We start from the raw sequence: 17,178 nt of genomic DNA on the forward strand, positions 1-17,178 counted from the left end.
GACGGGGGAGTCAGGGGGCGGGTGCCCCCGTCATCGCTCCAGCAGGTCCAGCAGCCGCCGTTTCAGCGCTTCGAGCTGCGCGGCGTCGTACAGCTCGGGATCATGGCTCACCACTTCCCAGAGGCCCTCGGCCGCGAGCCGGACGACCAGCGCGGCGCCCGGGTCCCGGTCCTCGCCGGGGTCGCGGCCGTGCCAGCGGCGCATCGCCTCGTTCAGCGGCTCGGCCTGCTCCGGGTCGGCCGCGGCGGCCGTGATGGCCGACCAGCGCCGGTAGGCGCGGGCCTCCCCGGTGAGGATCTCGAACGTGGCCTCGACGTAGGCGCGGGTGTAGGCGCTCGGCACGCCGCCCGCGTAGGTGTCGACGTAGGCGGCGATCAGGTCGTCGAACTCCTCGATGACCCGCGCCACCATGGCCCGGACGAGCGCGTCCTTGGTGGGGAAGTGGTAGAGCAGCCCTCCCTTGCTGACGCCGGCGCGGTCGGCGACCGCGGTGAGCGTCAGCGCCTGCGTGCCCTGCTCGGAGAGCACGGCCTCGGCGGCGTCCAGAAGGGCTTCTTTCGTCATGGTCCTCCTACTGTACCGGCTGGACGGTACAGACGCTGAACCGGCCCTCCCCGGCGGCTATTCCCGCCCTCGCGCGCAACGGCACGGGCACCGGCGGGGAACAGGACCGGCGCGGATAATGTTGACCGCGTGGTGACCTACCTCGACCATGCGGCGACGACCCCGATGCTGCCCGAGGCCGTCGAGGCGATGACGGCGGAGTTGCGCGAGCTGGGGAACCCGTCCTCCCTGCACGCGGTGGGACGGCGCGCCCGCCGCGTCGTCGAGGAGTCCCGCGAGATCATCGCCGAGGCGTTCGACGCCCGGCCGAGCGAGGTCGTGTTCACCTCGGGCGGCACCGAGGCCGACAACCTCGCGGTCAAAGGCCTGTTCTGGGCCCGCCGTGCCGCCGATCCCGCCCGCACCCGCGTGCTGGCGGGCGCCGTGGAGCACCACGCCGTCATGGACGCGGTGCAGTGGCTCGCCGACCACGAGGGCGCCAAGGTCGAGTGGCTCCCGGTGGACGGGCTGGGCCGCGTCCGCCCCGAGACGCTCCGCGAGGCGCTCGGATCCGGCGACGACGTGGCGCTCACCACCGTGATGTGGGCCAACAACGAGGTCGGGACGGTCCAGCCGGTCGCCGCCCTGGCCGCCGCCGCCCGCGAGCGCGGCGTCCCCCTGCACACCGACGCGGTCCAGGCCGCCGGGCAGCTGCCCGTCGGGTTCGCGGCGAGCGGCGCGCAGGCCCTGACCATTACCGGCCACAAGCTCGGCGGGCCGATCGGCGTCGGCGCGCTGCTGCTCGCCAAGCCCAAAGAGCCCGTCTTCCTGGACCCGGTGCCCCTGCTGCACGGCGGCGGACAGGAGCGCGACGTCCGGTCCGGGACGCTCGACACCCCGGCCATCGCCGGGTTCGCCGCCGCCGTCCAGGCCACCGTCGCGCACCGGGAGGCCGAGGCGCGCCGCCTCACCGAGCTGCGCGACCGGCTGGTCGAGGCCGTCCGCGCCGCCGTGCCGGACGCGGTCCTGAACGGCGACCCCGCGGACCGCCTCCCCGGCAACGCCCACTTCTCCTTCCCCGGCTGCGAGGGCGACGCCCTGCTCATGCTGCTGGACGCGCGCGGCATCGCCTGCTCCACCGGGTCCGCGTGCTCGGCCGGCGTCTCCCAGCCGAGCCACGTCCTGCTCGCGATGGACGCGAGCACCGAGCGCGCCCGCGGCTCGCTGCGCTTCACCCTCGGCCACACCTCCACCGAGGCCGACGTGAAGGCGCTCGCCGACGCGATCGGCCCGGTGGTGGACCGGGCGCGCCGCGCCGGCCTCAGCTGACCGCAGACCGATCTGCCCTGGTTTGACCGTCTCTTGAACGGGGACGGCGTTGCCCGTGACGACGGACGTGAGCGACGGCATCAAGCAGGCGGCGGGACACCCCTGGTTCCACCACCTGTCCCGGGCGGGCCTGGCCTCCCGCGGACTCCTCTACCTCCTGATCGGCTGGCTCGCCCTCCAGGTGGCGTTCGGCGGCGGCGGGAAGGAGGCCGACCGCAAGGGCGCGCTGGAGGCGGTCGCCGGGAAGCCGGGCGGCCCGGTCGTCCTCGGGCTGATGGCGGCCGGGTTCGCCGCGCTCGCCCTCTGGCAGTTCGCCGAGGTCCTGTACGGGCGTCCCATGGCGGACGGCGACAAGCTCACCAAGCGGCTCGGGTCGGCGGGACGCGCCGTCGTGTACACGGCGGGCTGCGCGGCGACCCTGGCGTTCCTGCTCGGCCACCACGGCACGTCGAGCGACCGGCAGTCCAAGACCATCACGGCGCGGCTGATGGGCGAGCCCGGCGGCCGCTGGCTCGTCCTGGCCATCGCCATCGGGTTCGTGGTCTGGGGCGTCGTCGTGGTCGCCGGCGCCGTCCGCCGCGGCTTCCTGGACGAGCTGAAGACCGCCGAGATGGGCAGGGCGGCGCGGCGGCTCGTCCAGCCCCTCGGCATCGTCGGGAACGGCGCCCGCGGCCTGGTCGGCCTCGCCGCCGGCGCGTTCCTCGCCTACGCGGCCGCCACCTTCCAGCCGGAGAAGGCCCGCGGCCTCGACGGCACGCTGCGCGAGTTCGCCGCCACCCCCGCCGGCGCCTGGGGCCTCGCGGCCGTCGCCGCCGGCGTGCTCACCTTCGGCCTCTACTGCTTCTGCGAGGCCCGCTGGCGCAAGGTCGACGCCACCCGCCAGGGCTGGTAGGCGTTTCCGCCGCTCAGGGCTGGTAGGGCGCGAGGGCCTTCCAGCCGGGGTCGGCGGTGGAGGCGACCTTGGCCTTGCCCTCCGGCCAGCCCGCGGCGAGCTGGTCGAGCTCGGAGATGACGCCCGAGTCGGGGTCGGCGTACAGGTGGAAGACCCGCAGGCCGTCACCGGTCTCCCGGACCGCGAGGACCGCGCGGTCGCCGAGCTTGGCCAGCTTCTTCTCGAAGGAGCGCAGCGCGCCCGCCGACGGCTCGACCGGCAGCCGGTCGGGGTTGCTGTTGGCGTACGGGACGGTGATCGCCACGTGCAGGTCGCAGAGCGGGTAGTCCTGCCGGTGCAGCGGGAACCGGGCGCCGAGCCGGGCCGGGTGCCCGCGCGGGGTGCGGCCCTCGCCGCTCAGCCAGGCGGGCTCGGCGAACGGCTCGGCGACCTGCTCGACGACGGCGGGCAGCATCGCCGGCACCAGCGCGTCGATCGGCGCCTCCGTCGCGATCGCGACCTCGCCGATCCAGCGGGCCACGTCGTCCTCGCCGAGCGCCCAGTACAGGACGTTCAGCGCCACCTGGAGCTGCTGCTCCTCGGCGACGAACAGGAAGTCGGGGTGGTAGGCGGTGATGTGCACGCGGGCGCGGTCGGCGTCGGCGCGCATGCCCAGCCGGACGTACTCCAGGTCGAACTCGTGGTCGCCGAGGACGAGGTCCTGCGACAGCATCTCCGGGTCGGCCTGGCGCGCCGGATGGAAGCTCCAGCCGCCGGCCGCGGCACCGGAGGGCGCCGTGCGGGCCCACCGCTCGGTGAGGCCGCGCAGCTCCGGGTCGCCGCCGCCGGTCACGGTCAGCGACGGGCTCCGGTCGTCGGCGCCGCCGATCTCCCACTGCAGCCCGGAATGGATCTTGTGGACGCGGCGGGACAGCTCCTCGATCGTCTCGGCCGACAGCCCCTCGCCGGGCACGGCGGCCTCGGCCGCGTCGGGTTCGGGCCCGGCGGCCAGCGACGCCTCGATGGTGGGGCGGGCCTGCGCCCACCACTCCCAGAACTCGCTGATCGCGGGCGGTACGACGGTGGACGCCTCGCGCGGACGGCGGAAGATTCCCATAGCGGCCCCAATCGTACGCGGAAATGCGGACGGCGGACCGGGCCACGCCGCGTACCCTCGAAGGACTATGACTCTGCGCGTTCTCGCCGCCATGTCGGGCGGCGTCGACTCCGCCGTGGCCGCCGCCCGTGCCGCCGAGGCCGGGCACGACGTCACCGGCGTCCACATGGCCCTGTCCAGCAACCCGCAGTCCTACCGGACGGGCGCGCGCGGCTGCTGCACCCTGGAGGACTCCCGCGACGCCCGCCGCGCCGCCGACGTGATCGGCATCCCCTTCTACGTCTGGGACCTCGCCGAGCGGTTCCACCAGGACGTCGTCGAGGACTTCGTCAGCGAGTACGCCGCCGGCCGCACCCCGAACCCGTGCCTGCGCTGCAACGAGAAGATCAAGTTCGCCGCGCTGCTCGACCGCGCCATGGCGCTCGGCTTCGACGCCGTCTGCACCGGCCACTACGCCCGCCTGGAGGACGGCGTCCTGCGCCGCGGCGTCGACCCGGCCAAGGACCAGTCCTACGTGCTGGCCGTCTGCACGCCCGAGCAGCTCGCGCACGCGCTGTTCCCGCTCGGCGACACCTCCAAGGCCGACATCCGGCGCGAGGCGGAGCGGCGCGGTCTCCAGGTCGCCGACAAGCCCGACAGCCACGACATCTGCTTCATCGCCGACGGCGACACCCGCGGCTTCCTCGCCGAGCGGCTCGGCGCCCCCAAGGGGCCGATCGTCGACACCGACGGCAACGAGGTCGGCGAGCACGACGGCGCCTACGCGTACACGATCGGCCAGCGCAAGGGCCTGCGGCTCGGCACCCCGGCGCCGGACGGCCGCCCCCGCTACGTCCTCGACATCTCCCCGGTGACGAACACGGTGACCGTCGGGTCGCGCGAGCAGTTGGACGTCCGCGAGATCACCGGCGAGCGCGCCGTGTGGCTGGGCGACGCCCCGGACGGCCCCTTCGCCTGCCAGGTCCAGCTCCGCGCGCACGGCGAGGTCTACGACTGCACCGCCGAGCGGGACGGCGACGAGCTGCGCCTCACCCTCGCCGCCCCGGCGCGCGGCGTCGCGACCGGCCAGGCCGCCGTCCTCTACACCGGCGACCGCGTCCTCGCGTCCGCCACGATCGCCGACACCACCCGCGTCCCCGCCTGACACGGTTCGGGTACGCGGGCCGCAGCACCGCGGCGGGGTGCCGGGTGGCCTATCGTCGCGTGGACGGATCTTGGGAGGCGTGCTGTGGAGTTCGGTGTTTCGACGTTCGTGACCGATGAGGGGATCGGGCCGGCGGCGCTCGGGCGTGCGCTGGAGGAGCGCGGGCTCGGGTCGCTGTACCTGGCCGAGCACACGCACATCCCGGCGAAGCGGGAGACGCCGTGGCCCGGCGGGGCGGAGCTGCCCCGGATGTACTACCGGACGCTCGACCCGTTCGTGGCGCTGACCGCCGCGGCGGCGGCGACGGAGCGGCTGCGCGTCGGGACGGGCATCGCGCTGGTCGTCCAGCGCGACCCGATCGTGCTGGCGAAGGAGGTCGCGTCCCTCGACCTGGTCTCCGGCGGGCGGGCGGTGCTCGGCGTCGGCGCCGGCTGGAACCGGGAGGAGATGCGCAACCACGGCACCGACCCGAGGACGCGGATGCGGCTGCTCCGCGAGCGCGTGCTCGCCGTCAAGGAGCTGTGGACGCGGGACCGGGCCGAGTTCCACGGCGAGTTCGTCGACTTCGACCCGGTGTTCTCCTACCCCAAGCCCGTCCAGGACCCGCACCCGCCCGTGATGATCGGCGGGTCCGGCCCGACGACGTTCGACCGGGTGGTCGAGTTCGGCGACGGCTGGATGCCGATCTACGGGCGCGGCACGGACACGCTGGCGGCGCGGATCGCCGAGCTGCGCGAGCGGGCGGGCCGCGCGGTGCCGGTCACGCTGTTCGGCGTGCCCGCGAAGGAGGAGGTCGTCGCCGAGCTGGCGGCCGCCGGCGTCGACGAGGTGCTGTTCAACCTCAGGACCGAGCCCGAGGACGTCACGCTCCGCCACCTCGACCGGCTCGCGGAGCTGGTCTGATCACGGCGCCGATAGGGTCGGGGACGTGACGACGAGCTACCCGTGGCAGGCGGGGACGGCGACCGGGGTGGGGTCGTATCCGGGGGAGGACCCGGCCGAGGCCCTGCGGGTCGTGCTCGGGGAGCTGCCCGAGCTGCCGCACCTGCCGGAGCTGCCCGCGCGCGGCCCCGGCGCCGACCTCACCGGCCGGACCGCCGGGCTGCTGATCGACATGCCGGTGCGGGTCGAGCCGTCCGGCTGGCGGTTCTCCGACCGGCCCGGCCGCGACACCCGCCGCGCCCTCGACCACCTGGCCCGCGACCTCGACGTCCTGGAGGAGGTCGCGGGCGGCCACGACGGGCCGTTCAAGATCCAGGTGTGCGGGCCGTGGACGCTGGCGTCCACGATCGAGCTGCGGCACGGCGACCGGGCGCTGAAGGACCCGGGCGCCGTCCGGGACCTGGCCGCCTCGCTCGCCGAGGGCGTCGCGGCGCACGTCGCGGACGTCCGGCGCCGGCTGCCCGCGGCGGAGATCGTCCTGCAGCTGGACGAGCCGGGGCTGCCCGCCGCGCTGGCCGGGACGGTCCCGACGGCCAGCGGCTTCTCGCGGCTGCGCGCCGTCGAGGAGGCCGTCGCCGAGGACGTCCTCCGCACGGTGATCGACGCGGCCGGCGCCTACCCGGTGGTGCACTGCTGCGCCCGGAACGTCCCGTACGGGCTGCTGCGCGGCGCCGGCGCGAAGGCGATCTCGGTCGACCTGCGCCTCGTGCCGAAGCACGACGACGACGCGGTGGGCGAGACGATCGACGCGGGGATCGGGCTGCTCCTCGGCACGGTGCCCGGTACCGACACCGCCCTGCCGTCCCTCCAGGCGACCGGGGAGCCGGTGCGGGACCTGTGGCGGCGGCTCGGCTTCCCGCCCGCGCGACTGGCCCGCCAGGTCGTGATCACTCCCGCCTGCGGCATGGCGGCCGCCTCCCCCCGCTACGTCCGCGCCGCCCTCAAACGCTGCCGCGACACCGCCCGGATGCTGTACGAAGCCGCCGACGAGTGAGTGCCCGCGGGGCGTTTCAGCGGTGGGTCGGCCGGGCGTTGAGAAGGTGGATGACCAGGGTGCGTCACGGGTCATAATGTCGGACGCGTTGGCGACAATGGGGGCATGACCATGAGCGATGGCGTTCCCGCGGAGGCACGGCAGCGGCACCTCGAGCTGAGCCGGGAGCTCGACGAGGCCAACTACAGGTACTACGTCCTCGACCAGCCGACGCTCACCGACGCCGAGTACGACGCGCGCATGCGGGAGATCGGCGCGCTGGAGGAGCGGCATCCCGAACTGGTCACCCCCGACTCGCCGACGCAGAAGGTCGGCGCGCCGATCACCACCGACTTCGCGACCGTCCGGCACCTGGAGCGGATGCAGAGCCTCGACAACGCGATGAGCGGCGACGAGCTGCTCGCGTGGGACGAGCGGGTCGTCAAGGAGGTCGGCACCGTCGCCGGCTACCTGTGCGAGCTGAAGATCGACGGGCTGGCGATCGCGCTGACCTACGAGGGCGGGCGGCTGACGCGGGGCGTCACCCGCGGCGACGGGCGCACCGGCGAGGACGTCACCAACAACATCCGCACGATCGCCGACATCCCTGACCGGCTGGCGGGGGAGGGCTGGCCGGACGTCCTGGAGGTGCGCGGCGAGGTCTTCCTGCCGGTCGAGGGGTTCGAGCAGGTCAACACGGCGCAGGTGGAGGCGGGCAAGGAGCCGTTCGCCAACCCGCGCAACGCGGCGGCGGGGTCGCTGCGGCAGAAGGACCCGCGGGTCACCGCGCACCGGCCGCTCGGCATGCTCGTCCACGGCTTCGGCGCCTGGCGCGGCGGGACGCAGCCGGAGAGCCAGTCGGGGGCGTACGAGCTGATGCGCGGCTGGGGGCTGCCGGTCAGCGACCGGTACAAGGTCGTCGGCGGGCTGGACGCCGTCCGCGAGTACATCGCCGGGTACGGCGAGCACCGGCACGACCCCGCCTACGAGATCGACGGCGTCGTGGTGAAGGTCGACGAGTTCTCGCTGCAGCGCCGGCTCGGGTCGACGAGCCGGGCGCCGCGCTGGGCGATCGCGTGGAAGTACCCGCCGGAGGAGGTCAACACCCGGCTCCTCGACATCAAGGTCGGCGTCGGGCGCACCGGGCGCATCACCCCGTACGGCGTGATGGAGCCGGTGAAGGTCGCGGGCTCCACCGTCGACCGGGCCACGCTGCACAACGCGGGCGAGGTCAAGCGCAAGGGCGTGCTGATCGGCGACACCGTGGTGCTGCGCAAGGCCGGCGACGTCATCCCCGAGATCGTCGCGCCGGTGACCGCGCTGCGGGACGGCTCGGAGCGCGAGTTCGAGATGCCGTCGCACTGCCCCGAGTGCGGCACCGAGCTGGCCTACGAGAAGGAGGGCGACGCCGACATCCGGTGCCCCAACGCGCGGTACTGCCCGGGGCAGCTGCGCGAGCGCCTGTACTTCGTGGCGAGCCGCAACGCGCTCGACGTCGAGGCGCTCGGCTACGTCGCGGCGACCGCGCTGACGCAGCCGCTGGAGCCGTCCGACCCGCCGGTGAGGAACGAGGGCGACCTGTTCCACCTGACGGTCGAGCAGCTGCTGCCGATCCGGAGCCTGGTGCTCGACCCCAAGACCGGCACGGCCAAGACCGACCCGAAGACCGGTGAGCCGAAGGTCGTGTCGTTCTTCGCCAACAAGGAGGGCGAGCCGAAGAAGACGGTCGACATCCTCTTCGAGGAGCTGGAGAAGGCCAAGCGGCAGCCGCTGTGGCGGGTGCTGGTGGCGCTGTCGATCCGGCACGTGGGGCCGTCGGCCGCGGGCGACCTGGCCCGCGAGATGCGCTCGATGGACGCGATCGCGGCCGCGACCGAGGAGGAGCTGGCGGCGGTCGACGGCGTCGGGCCGACGATCGCGGCCTCGATCAAGAAGTGGTTCGCGGTCGACTGGCACCGGGAGATCGTCGACAAGTGGCGGGCCGCGGGCGTGCGGATGGAGGACGAGCGCGCCGCGGGCCCGCGCCCGCTGGAGGGCGTCACCGTGGTGATCACCGGTTCGCTGGTGGAGTACAGCCGGGACTCGGCGACCGAGGCGGTGCAGCGGCTCGGCGGCAAGGTGTCGGGTTCGGTGTCGAAGAAAACCGGCTTCGTGGTCGTGGGCGACAATCCGGGGTCGAAATACGACAAAGCCGTCAAGCTGGGCGTGCCGGTCCTAGCGGAGGACGGCTTCCGTGTGCTGCTCGCCGACGGGCCAGATGCGGCCAAAAACGTAACTTTGCGCGCCGACGAATAACGCGGTGTGGTCACGGGGGTCCGACCAGGGTCGCGTTACTCAGGGGTACACTACGATCACCCAACGGTGAGCGGCGGGTGTGATACGGCATAACGGAACGTACGCAATCGGTTTCGCGAAGTTGACCAAAGGCCGTACCCTCCCACTCATCACGACCTACACCTGAATCTCCGGACGTAACACCCGGGAGGCGTCCCCCGGGAGCGGAGACGCCCGGTGCCGGGGGCCGGCCCCCCGAACCTCCCCCCGAGGATGTGATGAAGGACCCGAACAATACGCGGAACACGGCACCGCGCCGCGGCTCCCCGTTGTGGATCTACTTCGTCGTGGTCGTCCTGCTCGGCTGCGCGGCCGGCGGGGCGGCGTTCTCCGGGCTGAGCGCCGCCGACCTGGACGCACTCCTCGGCACGCCCGTGTTCTGGATCCTCGGCTGCTTCATCATCTTCGGCGAGATGCGCCCGATCATCACGCCGGGCTCCACCGAGAACAACGGCGCCACCACCTCCACCACGTTCTCGTTCGCGGCGCTGCTGTACGCCGGGCTGCCCATCGCCGCCGCGCTCCAGGCCGTCGCCGTCATCACCTGCGGCATCTTCCGCGGCCGCACCCCGCACCGGATCGCCTTCAACGCCGCGCAGTACACCCTCAGCCTCGCCGCCGCGCAGCTCGTCCTCGCGCTGTCGGGCAACCTCGCGACCCCGTCCAGCCTGTGGGTGCCGCAGGGGTCCGACCTGCCCGCGATCGCCCTCGCCGGCGCCGTGTACTTCGTCTGCAACGACACCCTCGTCGGCTCCGCCGTCGCCCTGCACGAGCGGGTCTCGCTGGTGAAGGCGCTCCGCTTCGACCTCGGCTACCAGATCCTGGTGCACCTGGCGCTGCTCGGGCTGGCCCCGCTGATGGTCGTCGCGATGGACCGGTCCGCCCTGTTCGTGCCGCTGATCGTGCTGCCGTTCATCGCCGTCTACATGAACGCCTCGGTCTCCGTCCGGCGCGAGCACCAGGCGCTGCACGACGGGCTGACCGGGCTGCCCAACCGCAAGCTGCTGATCGTCCGCACCGAGGAGGCGCTCGCCGAGGCGCGCGGCGCCAGGAGCCGCGGCGCCGAGCGGCACGGCGCCCGCGGGCGCGGCGCGGAGCGGCACCGCCCCGGCCGGCTCGGGTCCCGGCGCCGCAGGCCCGCCGACCCGCCGGACCACCGCGCCGGGCTGTTCCTGCTCGACCTCGACCGCTTCAAGGAGGTCAACGACACCCTCGGGCACCCCACCGGCGACCGGCTGCTGCAACTCGTCGCGCACCGGCTCACCCACAGCGTCCGCCCCGGCGACCTCGTCGCGCGGCTCGGCGGCGACGAGTTCGCGGTGCTGCTGCCGACCGTCCGGGACGAGGCCGCCGCCCGCGAGGTCGCCGCCCGGCTGCGCGCCGCGCTCAGCGAGCCCGTCCGGCTGGACGGCATGTCGTTCGACCTGGAGGCCAGCGTCGGCATCGCGCTGTTCCCCGACCACGCGCCCGACTTCGAGCTGCTCCTGCAGCGCGCCGACGTCGCGATGTACAACGCCAAGGAGGCCCGCACCGGCGTCGAGACCTACTCGCCCGGCAAGGACCGCAACTCCCCGGCGCGGCTCAGCATGCTCGGCGACCTGCGCCGCGCCATCGACCGCTCGGAGCTGGAGCTGTTCTACCAGCCGAAGGTCTCGCTGCGGGACGGCCAGCTCGTCGGCATGGAGGCGCTGCTGCGCTGGCGCCACCCCGACCAGGGCGTCCTCGAACCCGAGGCGTTCCTGTCCATCGCAGAGCAGACGTACCTGATGCGCTCGATCACCCACCATGTCGTGACGGCCGCGCTCGCGCAGACCGCCGCCTGGTGGCGCGAGGACCTCGCCGTCCAGGTCGCGGTGAACGTCTCCGGCCGCGACCTGCTCGACACCGGCCTCGCCGAGACGATCGAGGAGGGCCTGCTCGCCCGCGGCCTGCCCGCCGCCGCGCTCCAGCTGGAGATCACCGAGCGGATCCTGATGAACGAGCCCGCCTACGCCTCCGAGACCGTCGCCGCCCTCGCCGCCCTCGGCATCCCGCTCAGCCTGGACGACTTCGGCACCGGCTACTCCTCCCTCGTCCGGCTCAAGCGGCTCCCCGTCGAGGAGATCAAGATCGACGCCTCGTTCGTGCACCGGCTCGCCGACTCCACCGACGACGCCGTCATCGTCCGCTCCATCGTCGACCTCGTCCGCACCCTCGGGCTGCGCTCGGTCGCCGAGGGCGTCGAGGACCCGGCCACCGCCCAGACCCTCCGCGACATGGGCTGCGACGCCGCCCAGGGCTGGCACTTCGGCCGCCCGATGGACGCCGAAACCGCCACCGCCTGGCTCCGCCGAAATTCCCGCAAGGCCCCAGAACCCGCTGCGTGATCTCCAGCGCGCGCAGCCGCGCACGAGCCGTCCGGGGCCGGTTCCGGGCGTCTTTACCGACTGCCTTACGCGGAGTCGACAGGGGCGCTACGATCACGCGCCATGAACAACGCCGCCCGCGGAGTGATCCTCGGCCTCGCCCTCATGGGCATGGGAGCCATGTTCTTCATGGTCATCGCCTCGATGCCCGACAGCGACAGCGACTTCAAGGCCGCCGACCTCGCCGGAGTCATCTTCGGCGGGTTCGTCATGCTGTCGTGCGCGGTGCTGGGGGCCGCCGCGCTGGCGGGCATGAAGGGCTCGGAGACGCCGCCGAAGCCGGTGACGTTCCCCTTCCAGCAACAGCAGCAGGGCGCCGTTCCGCCGCAGGGGCAGCCGTATCCGCAGCACGGCACGGGGCCGCAGCACGGAGTGCCGCAGCAGTACCAGCCGCCCCAGTGACCGCGCCGTGGCCCGGTAGCGGGCCGGGTCAGTAGCGTCGACGGGGCTCGTAGTCGTCGGCGTAGTACTCCTCGCGGACGGCCGGTGGGGGGCGGCGGTCGACCGCGCGGCGGGCGGAGACGATGCGGACGATGCCGATGACCAGGCCGATCAGGCCGCCGATCATCAGGATCACGCCGACCAGCCGGATGTCGATGCCGCTGAACTCGTAGTTGACCGCGTAGGCCAGGATCGCGCCGATGATGATCAGGGCGATGCTGCCGCCGATGGTCACGGCGGGCTCCTCTCGTCGTCCCGGGGGTGGACGAGGGGAGCGTTCCCCGTGTGCGGAGATGAAACGGCGCGCCGCGATCGTGCCCGCGTGAACCGGGCGGGCCTTCGGGCGCGCGGCCCATAGGATGGGCGGGAACCCACTTCATCGCAGGAACGGTTTCCATCATGTCCGCCATCACCCGTGACGAGGTGTCGCACCTCGCCCGGCTGTCCCGGCTGGCGCTCGGCGACGACGAGCTCGACCGTCTCGCCGCCCAGCTCGACCAGATCATCTCCGCGGTCGCGCGGGTGCAGGAGGTCGCGGCGGAGGACATCCCGCCGACCTCGCACGCGCTGCCGCTGACCAACGTCTACCGGGAGGACGAGGTACGCCCGTGCCTCACCCCCGAGCAGGCCCTCTCCGGCGCGCCGGCGGCCGAGGAGCAGCGCTTCCGCGTACCCCGGATCTTGGACGAGGAGGCCTGAGCGGTGACTGGAGCGGAGCGCAGCGGAGCGGAAGGCGCCGGTCAGGCGGCACGTCCCGGGGGGCCCGGGGGGGCGTCCCCCCAGAAGGGCTCGAGTGAGCTGGTCAGGAAGGGGGCGGCGGAGCTCGGGGAGCTGCTCGCCGCCGGCGAGGTGTCGGCCGTCGAGGTGGCCGAGGCGCACCTGGATCGCATCGCCGCCGTGGACGGGCAGGTCAACGCGTTCCTGCACGTCGACCGCGAGACGACGCTGGCGCAGGCCCGGCGGGTGGACGAGCGGCGCGCGGCCGGGGCCGAACTCGGGCCGCTGGCCGGCGTCCCGATCGCGCACAAGGACGTCTTCACCACCGCGGACATGCCCACCACCGCCGGGTCCAAGATCCTGGAGGGCTGGAAGCCGCCGTACGACGCGACCGTGACGGCGCGGCTGCGGCAGGCGGGGCTGGTGATCCTCGGCAAGACGAACATGGACGAGTTCGCGATGGGCTCGTCCACGGAGAACAGCGCCTACGGCGTGTCCCGCAACCCGTGGGACCTGGAGCGCGTCCCCGGCGGCTCGTCCGGCGGGTCGTCGGCGGCGGTCGCCGCGTACGAGGCGCCGCTGTCGACCGGCACCGACACGGGCGGCTCCATCCGGCAGCCCGCCGCCGTCACCGGCATCGTGGGCATGAAGCCGACCTACGGCGGCTCCTCCCGGTACGGCGTGATCGCGTTCGCGTCGTCGCTCGACACGCCGGGCCCGTTCGCCCGCAACGTGCTCGACGCGGCGCTGCTGCACGAGGCGTTCAGCGGCCACGACCCGATGGACTCCACCTCGGTGGGCGAGGCCGTCCCGCCGGTCGTGGAGGCCGCGCGCCGCGCCGACGTCAACGGGCTGCGCGTCGGCGTCGTCAAGGAGTTCGCCGGCGACGGCTACCAGCCGGGCGTGTCCGCCCGGTTCAACGAGGCGGTCGAGTTGCTGGAGTCGCTCGGCGCGAAGGTCGTCGAGGTGTCCTGCCCGCACTTCGCCTACGCGCTGCCCGCCTACTACCTCATCGCGCCGTCGGAGTGCTCGTCCAACCTGGCGCGCTTCGACGCCATGCGGTACGGCCTGCGCGTCGGCGACGACGGCACCCGCAGCGCCGAGGAGGTCATGGCGCTGACCCGCGCCGAGGGCTTCGGGCCCGAGGTCAAGCGGCGCATCATGCTCGGCACCTACGCGCTGTCGTCCGGCTACTACGACGCCTACTACGGCAAGGCGCAGCAGGTCCGCACGCTGATCAAGCGCGACTTCGAGGCGGCGTTCGAGCAGGTGGACGTGCTGGTCTCGCCGACCACGCCGACCACCGCGTTCCCCGTCGGCGAGCGCGCCGACGACCCGATCGCGATGTACCTGGCCGACCTGTGCACGATCCCGGCGAACCTCACCGGCAACGCCGCGATCTCGGTGCCGTGCGGCCTGGCGGACGGCCTGCCCGTCGGCCTGCAGATCATGGCCCCCGTCCTCGGCGACGACCGCGTCTACCGCGTCGGCGCCGCCGTCGAGCGGGCCCTGGAAGACCGCTGGGGCGGCCCGCTGCTGGCGCAGGCCCCGGAACTGGTGGAGGCGAAGTGACCACCCCGACGCTGATGGACTACGACGAGGCGCTGGCGAAGTACGAGCCGGTCCTCGGGATCGAGACGCACATCGAGCTCGGCACCGCGTCGAAGATGTTCTGCGGCTGCCCGACGGAGTTCGGGGCGGAGCCGAACACGCAGGTGTGCCCGGTGTGCCTCGGGCTGCCGGGCGCGCTGCCGGTGACCAACCACGCGGCGATCGAGGGCATCATCAAGATCGGCCTGGCGCTGAACTGCGACATCGTGGAATGGTGCCGGTTCGCCCGGAAGAACTACTTCTATCCGGACATGCCGAAGAACTTCCAGATCTCGCAGTACGACGAGCCGCTGTGCGTGGACGGCCACCTGGACGTCGAGGTCGACGGCGAGACGTACCGGATCGAGATCGAGCGCGTCCACATGGAGGAGGACACCGGCAAGTCGCTGCACGTCGGCGGCTCGACCGGGCGCATCCACGGCGCCGAGTACTCGCTGGTCGACTACAACCGGGCCGGCATCCCGCTGGTGGAGATCGTCACCAGGCCGATCCCGGCGACCGGCGACAAGGCGCCGCTGGTGGCCCGCGCGTACGCGACGGAGCTGCGCGAGCTGGTCCGGTCGCTCGGCGTGTCGGACGTCCGCATGGAGCAGGGCTCGATGCGCTGCGACGTGAACGTCTCGCTGATGCCGCGCGGCGGGTCGCAGTGGGGCACCCGCACCGAGACCAAGAACGTCAACTCGCTGCGGTCGGTGGAGCGCTCCGTCCGGTCGGAGATCGAGCGGCAGGCCGGCGTGCTGGACGCCGGGGGCCGCATCGTCCAGGAGACCCGCCACTTCCACGAGGACACCGGCCGCACCACCAGCGGGCGCAGCAAGGAGGAGGCGCAGGACTACCGCTACTTCCCCGAGCCCGACCTGGTGCCGATGGCGCCGTCGCGGGACTGGGTGGCGGAGCTGCGCGCGTCGCTGCCGGAGCTCCCGGCGGCGCGCCGCCGCCGCATCCAGGCCGAGTGGGGCCTGTCCGACCTGGAGCTGCGGGACGTCGTCAACGCCGGCGCGGTCGACCTCATCGAGGCGACGGTCGCGCAGGGCACCGACGCCGGCGCGGCCCGCAAGTGGTGGATGAACGAGCTGTCGCGGCGCGCCACCGAGCAGGGCGTCGAGCTGGCCGACCTGCCGATCACGCCGGAGCAGGTCGCCCGTGTGCAGGCGATGATCACCGCCGGGGAGCTGAACGACAAGCTGGCCCGCACGGTGTTCGAGGGCGTCCTCGCCGGCGAGGGCACCCCGGACGAGGTCGTCGCGAAGCGCGGCCTGAAGGTCGTCAGCGACGAGGGCGAGCTGTCCTCGGTCATCGACCAGGTGATCGCCGACAACGCGGACGTGGCCGACAAGATCCGCGCCGGGAAGGTCGCCGCCGCCGGCGCCCTCGTCGGCGCCGTGATGAAGGCCACGCGCGGCCAGGCCGACGCCGGCCGCGCCCGTGAACTCATCCTGGAGAAGCTCGGCGCGTCCTGACCCCGGGCGACCGCCGCCCCGCGCCCCCGACGGAGGCGCGGGGCGGCGGTCAGCCGGGTTGGACGCTGAGGACGCGGTCGTCGCCGGAGGCGGGGTCGCCCCGGCCGTCGCGGTTGCTGGTCGTCACCCAGAGGGTGCCGTCGGGCGCCTCGGCGACGGCGCGCAGGCGGCCGAAGCGGTCCTGGAGGCGGGCGACCGGGCGGCCCGCCTTGCCGTCGTCCAGGGGGACCTGCCAGAGGCGTTCGCCGCGCAGCGCGGCGGCCCACAGGGAGCCGTCGGCGTAGGCGAGGCCGGACGGCGACGCCTCGTCGGTCGTCCAGGTCAGCAGCGGTTTGGTGAAGCCGTCGCCGTCCTCGTCGCCCTCGGCCTCGGGCCAGCCGTAGTTCCTGCCCTTCTGGATCAGGTTGATCTCGTCGAAGCGGTTCTGCCCGAACTCGGTGGCGTAGAGGCGGCCCTCGTCGTCCCAGGCGAGGCCCTGGACGTTGCGGTGCCCGTACGTCCAGACGCGGTTGCCGAACGGGTTGCCGGGGGCGGGCCTCCCGTCGGGCGTCACGCGCAGGATCTTCCCGGCGAGGGAGTTCTTGTCCTGGGCGAGAGGGCCGTCGCCGGTCTCGCCGGTGGTGATGTACAGCATCTTGTCGGGGCCGAACGCGAGCCGGCCGCCGTTGTGGTTGGGGCCCTTCGGGATGCCGGTGACGATCGGCTCGGGCGTACCGAGGCGCCCGTCATAGGTGGCGCGGGCGACACGGTTGTCCGCCGCGGCCGTGTAGTACAGGTAGACCAGGTGGTCGGACGCGTAGGACGGCGACACCGCCACGCCCAGTAGCCCGGCCTCACTCTGCGCCTCCACGCCGGGCACCGTGCCGACGACCGTCTTCTGCCCGGACGGCGCGACCCGCACCACGCGGCCCGAGTCCCGCTCGGTGACCAGCGCGTCGCCGCCCGGCAGGAACGCCACCGCCCACGGCACTTCCAGATCCGCGGCGACGGTGCGCGGTTCGCCGCGCGCTCCGGGCGTCCCGGACGGCGCGCCGGACGAAGGCGGCGGTGAAGTGCGCGCGCCGCCGTCATCGTCCCCGCCGGACGAAGAGGACGAGCACCCCGCGAGGAGCACCGCGGTCGAGACCAGGACGATCGTGTGCAGTCGCATGAACGCCTCCTGTAGGTAGTACGCATCCGGCGGCCGGGTCGTTCCCCGTCACCGAGCGTCATCCAGGGGCAAGCCGCCGATTCGGTGACGATCCCATTTCGGACCTCCCAAACAGATCCGCGACGAGGTCGTTTGTCGCCG

Annotated in this window: 15 protein-coding genes; 11 read left to right on the plus strand and 4 right to left on the minus strand. The window is 73.4% G+C overall.

Annotation, left to right across the window (positions count from 1 at the left end):
- Positions 1 to 30 precede the first annotated feature (30 nt).
- Positions 31 to 564, minus strand: a complete 534-nt coding sequence (locus HUT06_RS11955; RefSeq protein WP_176195789.1) for a TetR/AcrR family transcriptional regulator — start codon at positions 562 to 564, stop codon at positions 31 to 33.
- Between the two features lie 132 nt (positions 565 to 696).
- Between HUT06_RS11955 and HUT06_RS11960 the strand changes: the two genes are divergently transcribed.
- Positions 697 to 1,872, plus strand: a complete 1,176-nt coding sequence (locus HUT06_RS11960) for a cysteine desulfurase family protein (protein ID WP_176201311.1) — start codon at positions 697 to 699, stop codon at positions 1,870 to 1,872.
- A 55-nt stretch (positions 1,873 to 1,927) separates the two neighbouring features.
- On the plus strand, positions 1,928 to 2,764 hold the full coding sequence (locus HUT06_RS11965) for a DUF1206 domain-containing protein (RefSeq protein WP_254715130.1): 837 nt from the start codon (positions 1,928 to 1,930) through the stop codon (positions 2,762 to 2,764).
- 13 nt (positions 2,765 to 2,777) lie between these two features.
- Here HUT06_RS11965 and HUT06_RS11970 read toward each other — a convergent pair whose 3' ends face one another.
- A complete protein-coding gene (locus HUT06_RS11970; RefSeq protein ID WP_176195791.1) occupies positions 2,778 to 3,860 on the minus strand; it encodes a DUF695 domain-containing protein in 1,083 nt (360 codons plus the stop codon).
- Between the two features lie 67 nt (positions 3,861 to 3,927).
- Here HUT06_RS11970 and mnmA point away from each other — a divergent pair, with 67 nt between their 5' ends.
- The 6 genes from mnmA to HUT06_RS12000 all read left to right on the plus strand — a co-directional run bounded on the left by mnmA (position 3,928) and on the right by HUT06_RS12000 (position 12,060).
- Positions 3,928 to 5,004: a tRNA 2-thiouridine(34) synthase MnmA gene (gene mnmA, locus HUT06_RS11975; RefSeq protein ID WP_176195792.1), complete on the plus strand. Its 1,077-nt coding sequence runs from the start codon at positions 3,928 to 3,930 to the stop codon at positions 5,002 to 5,004.
- Between the two features lie 84 nt (positions 5,005 to 5,088).
- Positions 5,089 to 5,907: an LLM class F420-dependent oxidoreductase gene (locus HUT06_RS11980; protein ID WP_176195793.1), complete on the plus strand. Its 819-nt coding sequence runs from the start codon at positions 5,089 to 5,091 to the stop codon at positions 5,905 to 5,907.
- Positions 5,908 to 5,932: 25 nt separating this feature from the next.
- On the plus strand, positions 5,933 to 6,940 hold the full coding sequence (locus HUT06_RS11985) for a methionine synthase (RefSeq protein WP_176195794.1): 1,008 nt from the start codon (positions 5,933 to 5,935) through the stop codon (positions 6,938 to 6,940).
- 105 nt (positions 6,941 to 7,045) lie between these two features.
- Positions 7,046 to 9,214: an NAD-dependent DNA ligase LigA gene (ligA, locus tag HUT06_RS11990; RefSeq protein WP_176195795.1), complete on the plus strand. Its 2,169-nt coding sequence runs from the start codon at positions 7,046 to 7,048 to the stop codon at positions 9,212 to 9,214.
- Between the two features lie 257 nt (positions 9,215 to 9,471).
- Positions 9,472 to 11,619, plus strand: coding sequence for a bifunctional diguanylate cyclase/phosphodiesterase (locus tag HUT06_RS11995; protein WP_176195796.1), 2,148 nt, complete (start codon positions 9,472 to 9,474; stop codon positions 11,617 to 11,619).
- Positions 11,620 to 11,721: 102 nt separating this feature from the next.
- On the plus strand, positions 11,722 to 12,060 hold the full coding sequence (locus HUT06_RS12000) for a hypothetical protein (RefSeq protein ID WP_176195797.1): 339 nt from the start codon (positions 11,722 to 11,724) through the stop codon (positions 12,058 to 12,060).
- 28 nt (positions 12,061 to 12,088) lie between these two features.
- Here HUT06_RS12000 and HUT06_RS12005 read toward each other — a convergent pair whose 3' ends face one another.
- Positions 12,089 to 12,334, minus strand: coding sequence for a DUF6458 family protein (locus HUT06_RS12005; RefSeq protein ID WP_176195798.1), 246 nt, complete (start codon positions 12,332 to 12,334; stop codon positions 12,089 to 12,091).
- A gap of 164 nt (positions 12,335 to 12,498) precedes the next feature.
- On the opposite strand from HUT06_RS12005, the gene gatC reads away from it, so the two are divergent.
- The 3 genes from gatC (at position 12,499) to gatB (ending at position 15,887) form a co-directional block, all read left to right on the plus strand.
- On the plus strand, positions 12,499 to 12,798 hold the full coding sequence (gene gatC, locus HUT06_RS12010) for an Asp-tRNA(Asn)/Glu-tRNA(Gln) amidotransferase subunit GatC (protein ID WP_138636592.1): 300 nt from the start codon (positions 12,499 to 12,501) through the stop codon (positions 12,796 to 12,798).
- Between the two features lie 99 nt (positions 12,799 to 12,897).
- Complete coding sequence (gene gatA, locus HUT06_RS12015) at positions 12,898 to 14,388, plus strand: Asp-tRNA(Asn)/Glu-tRNA(Gln) amidotransferase subunit GatA (protein ID WP_176201312.1); 1,491 nt, start codon at positions 12,898 to 12,900, stop codon at positions 14,386 to 14,388.
- Positions 14,389 to 14,402: 14 nt separating this feature from the next.
- A complete protein-coding gene (gatB, locus tag HUT06_RS12020; protein WP_176201313.1) occupies positions 14,403 to 15,887 on the plus strand; it encodes an Asp-tRNA(Asn)/Glu-tRNA(Gln) amidotransferase subunit GatB in 1,485 nt (494 codons plus the stop codon).
- 49 nt (positions 15,888 to 15,936) lie between these two features.
- Here gatB and HUT06_RS12025 read toward each other — a convergent pair whose 3' ends face one another.
- The gene (locus tag HUT06_RS12025) at positions 15,937 to 17,037 is read right to left on the minus strand and encodes a sorbosone dehydrogenase family protein (protein WP_176195799.1); all 1,101 of its coding nucleotides are present in this window, start codon (positions 17,035 to 17,037) and stop codon (positions 15,937 to 15,939) included.
- Positions 17,038 to 17,178 lie beyond the last annotated feature (141 nt).

Source organism: Actinomadura sp. NAK00032 (genome assembly GCF_013364275.1).
GTDB lineage: Bacteria > Actinomycetota > Actinomycetes > Streptosporangiales > Streptosporangiaceae > Spirillospora.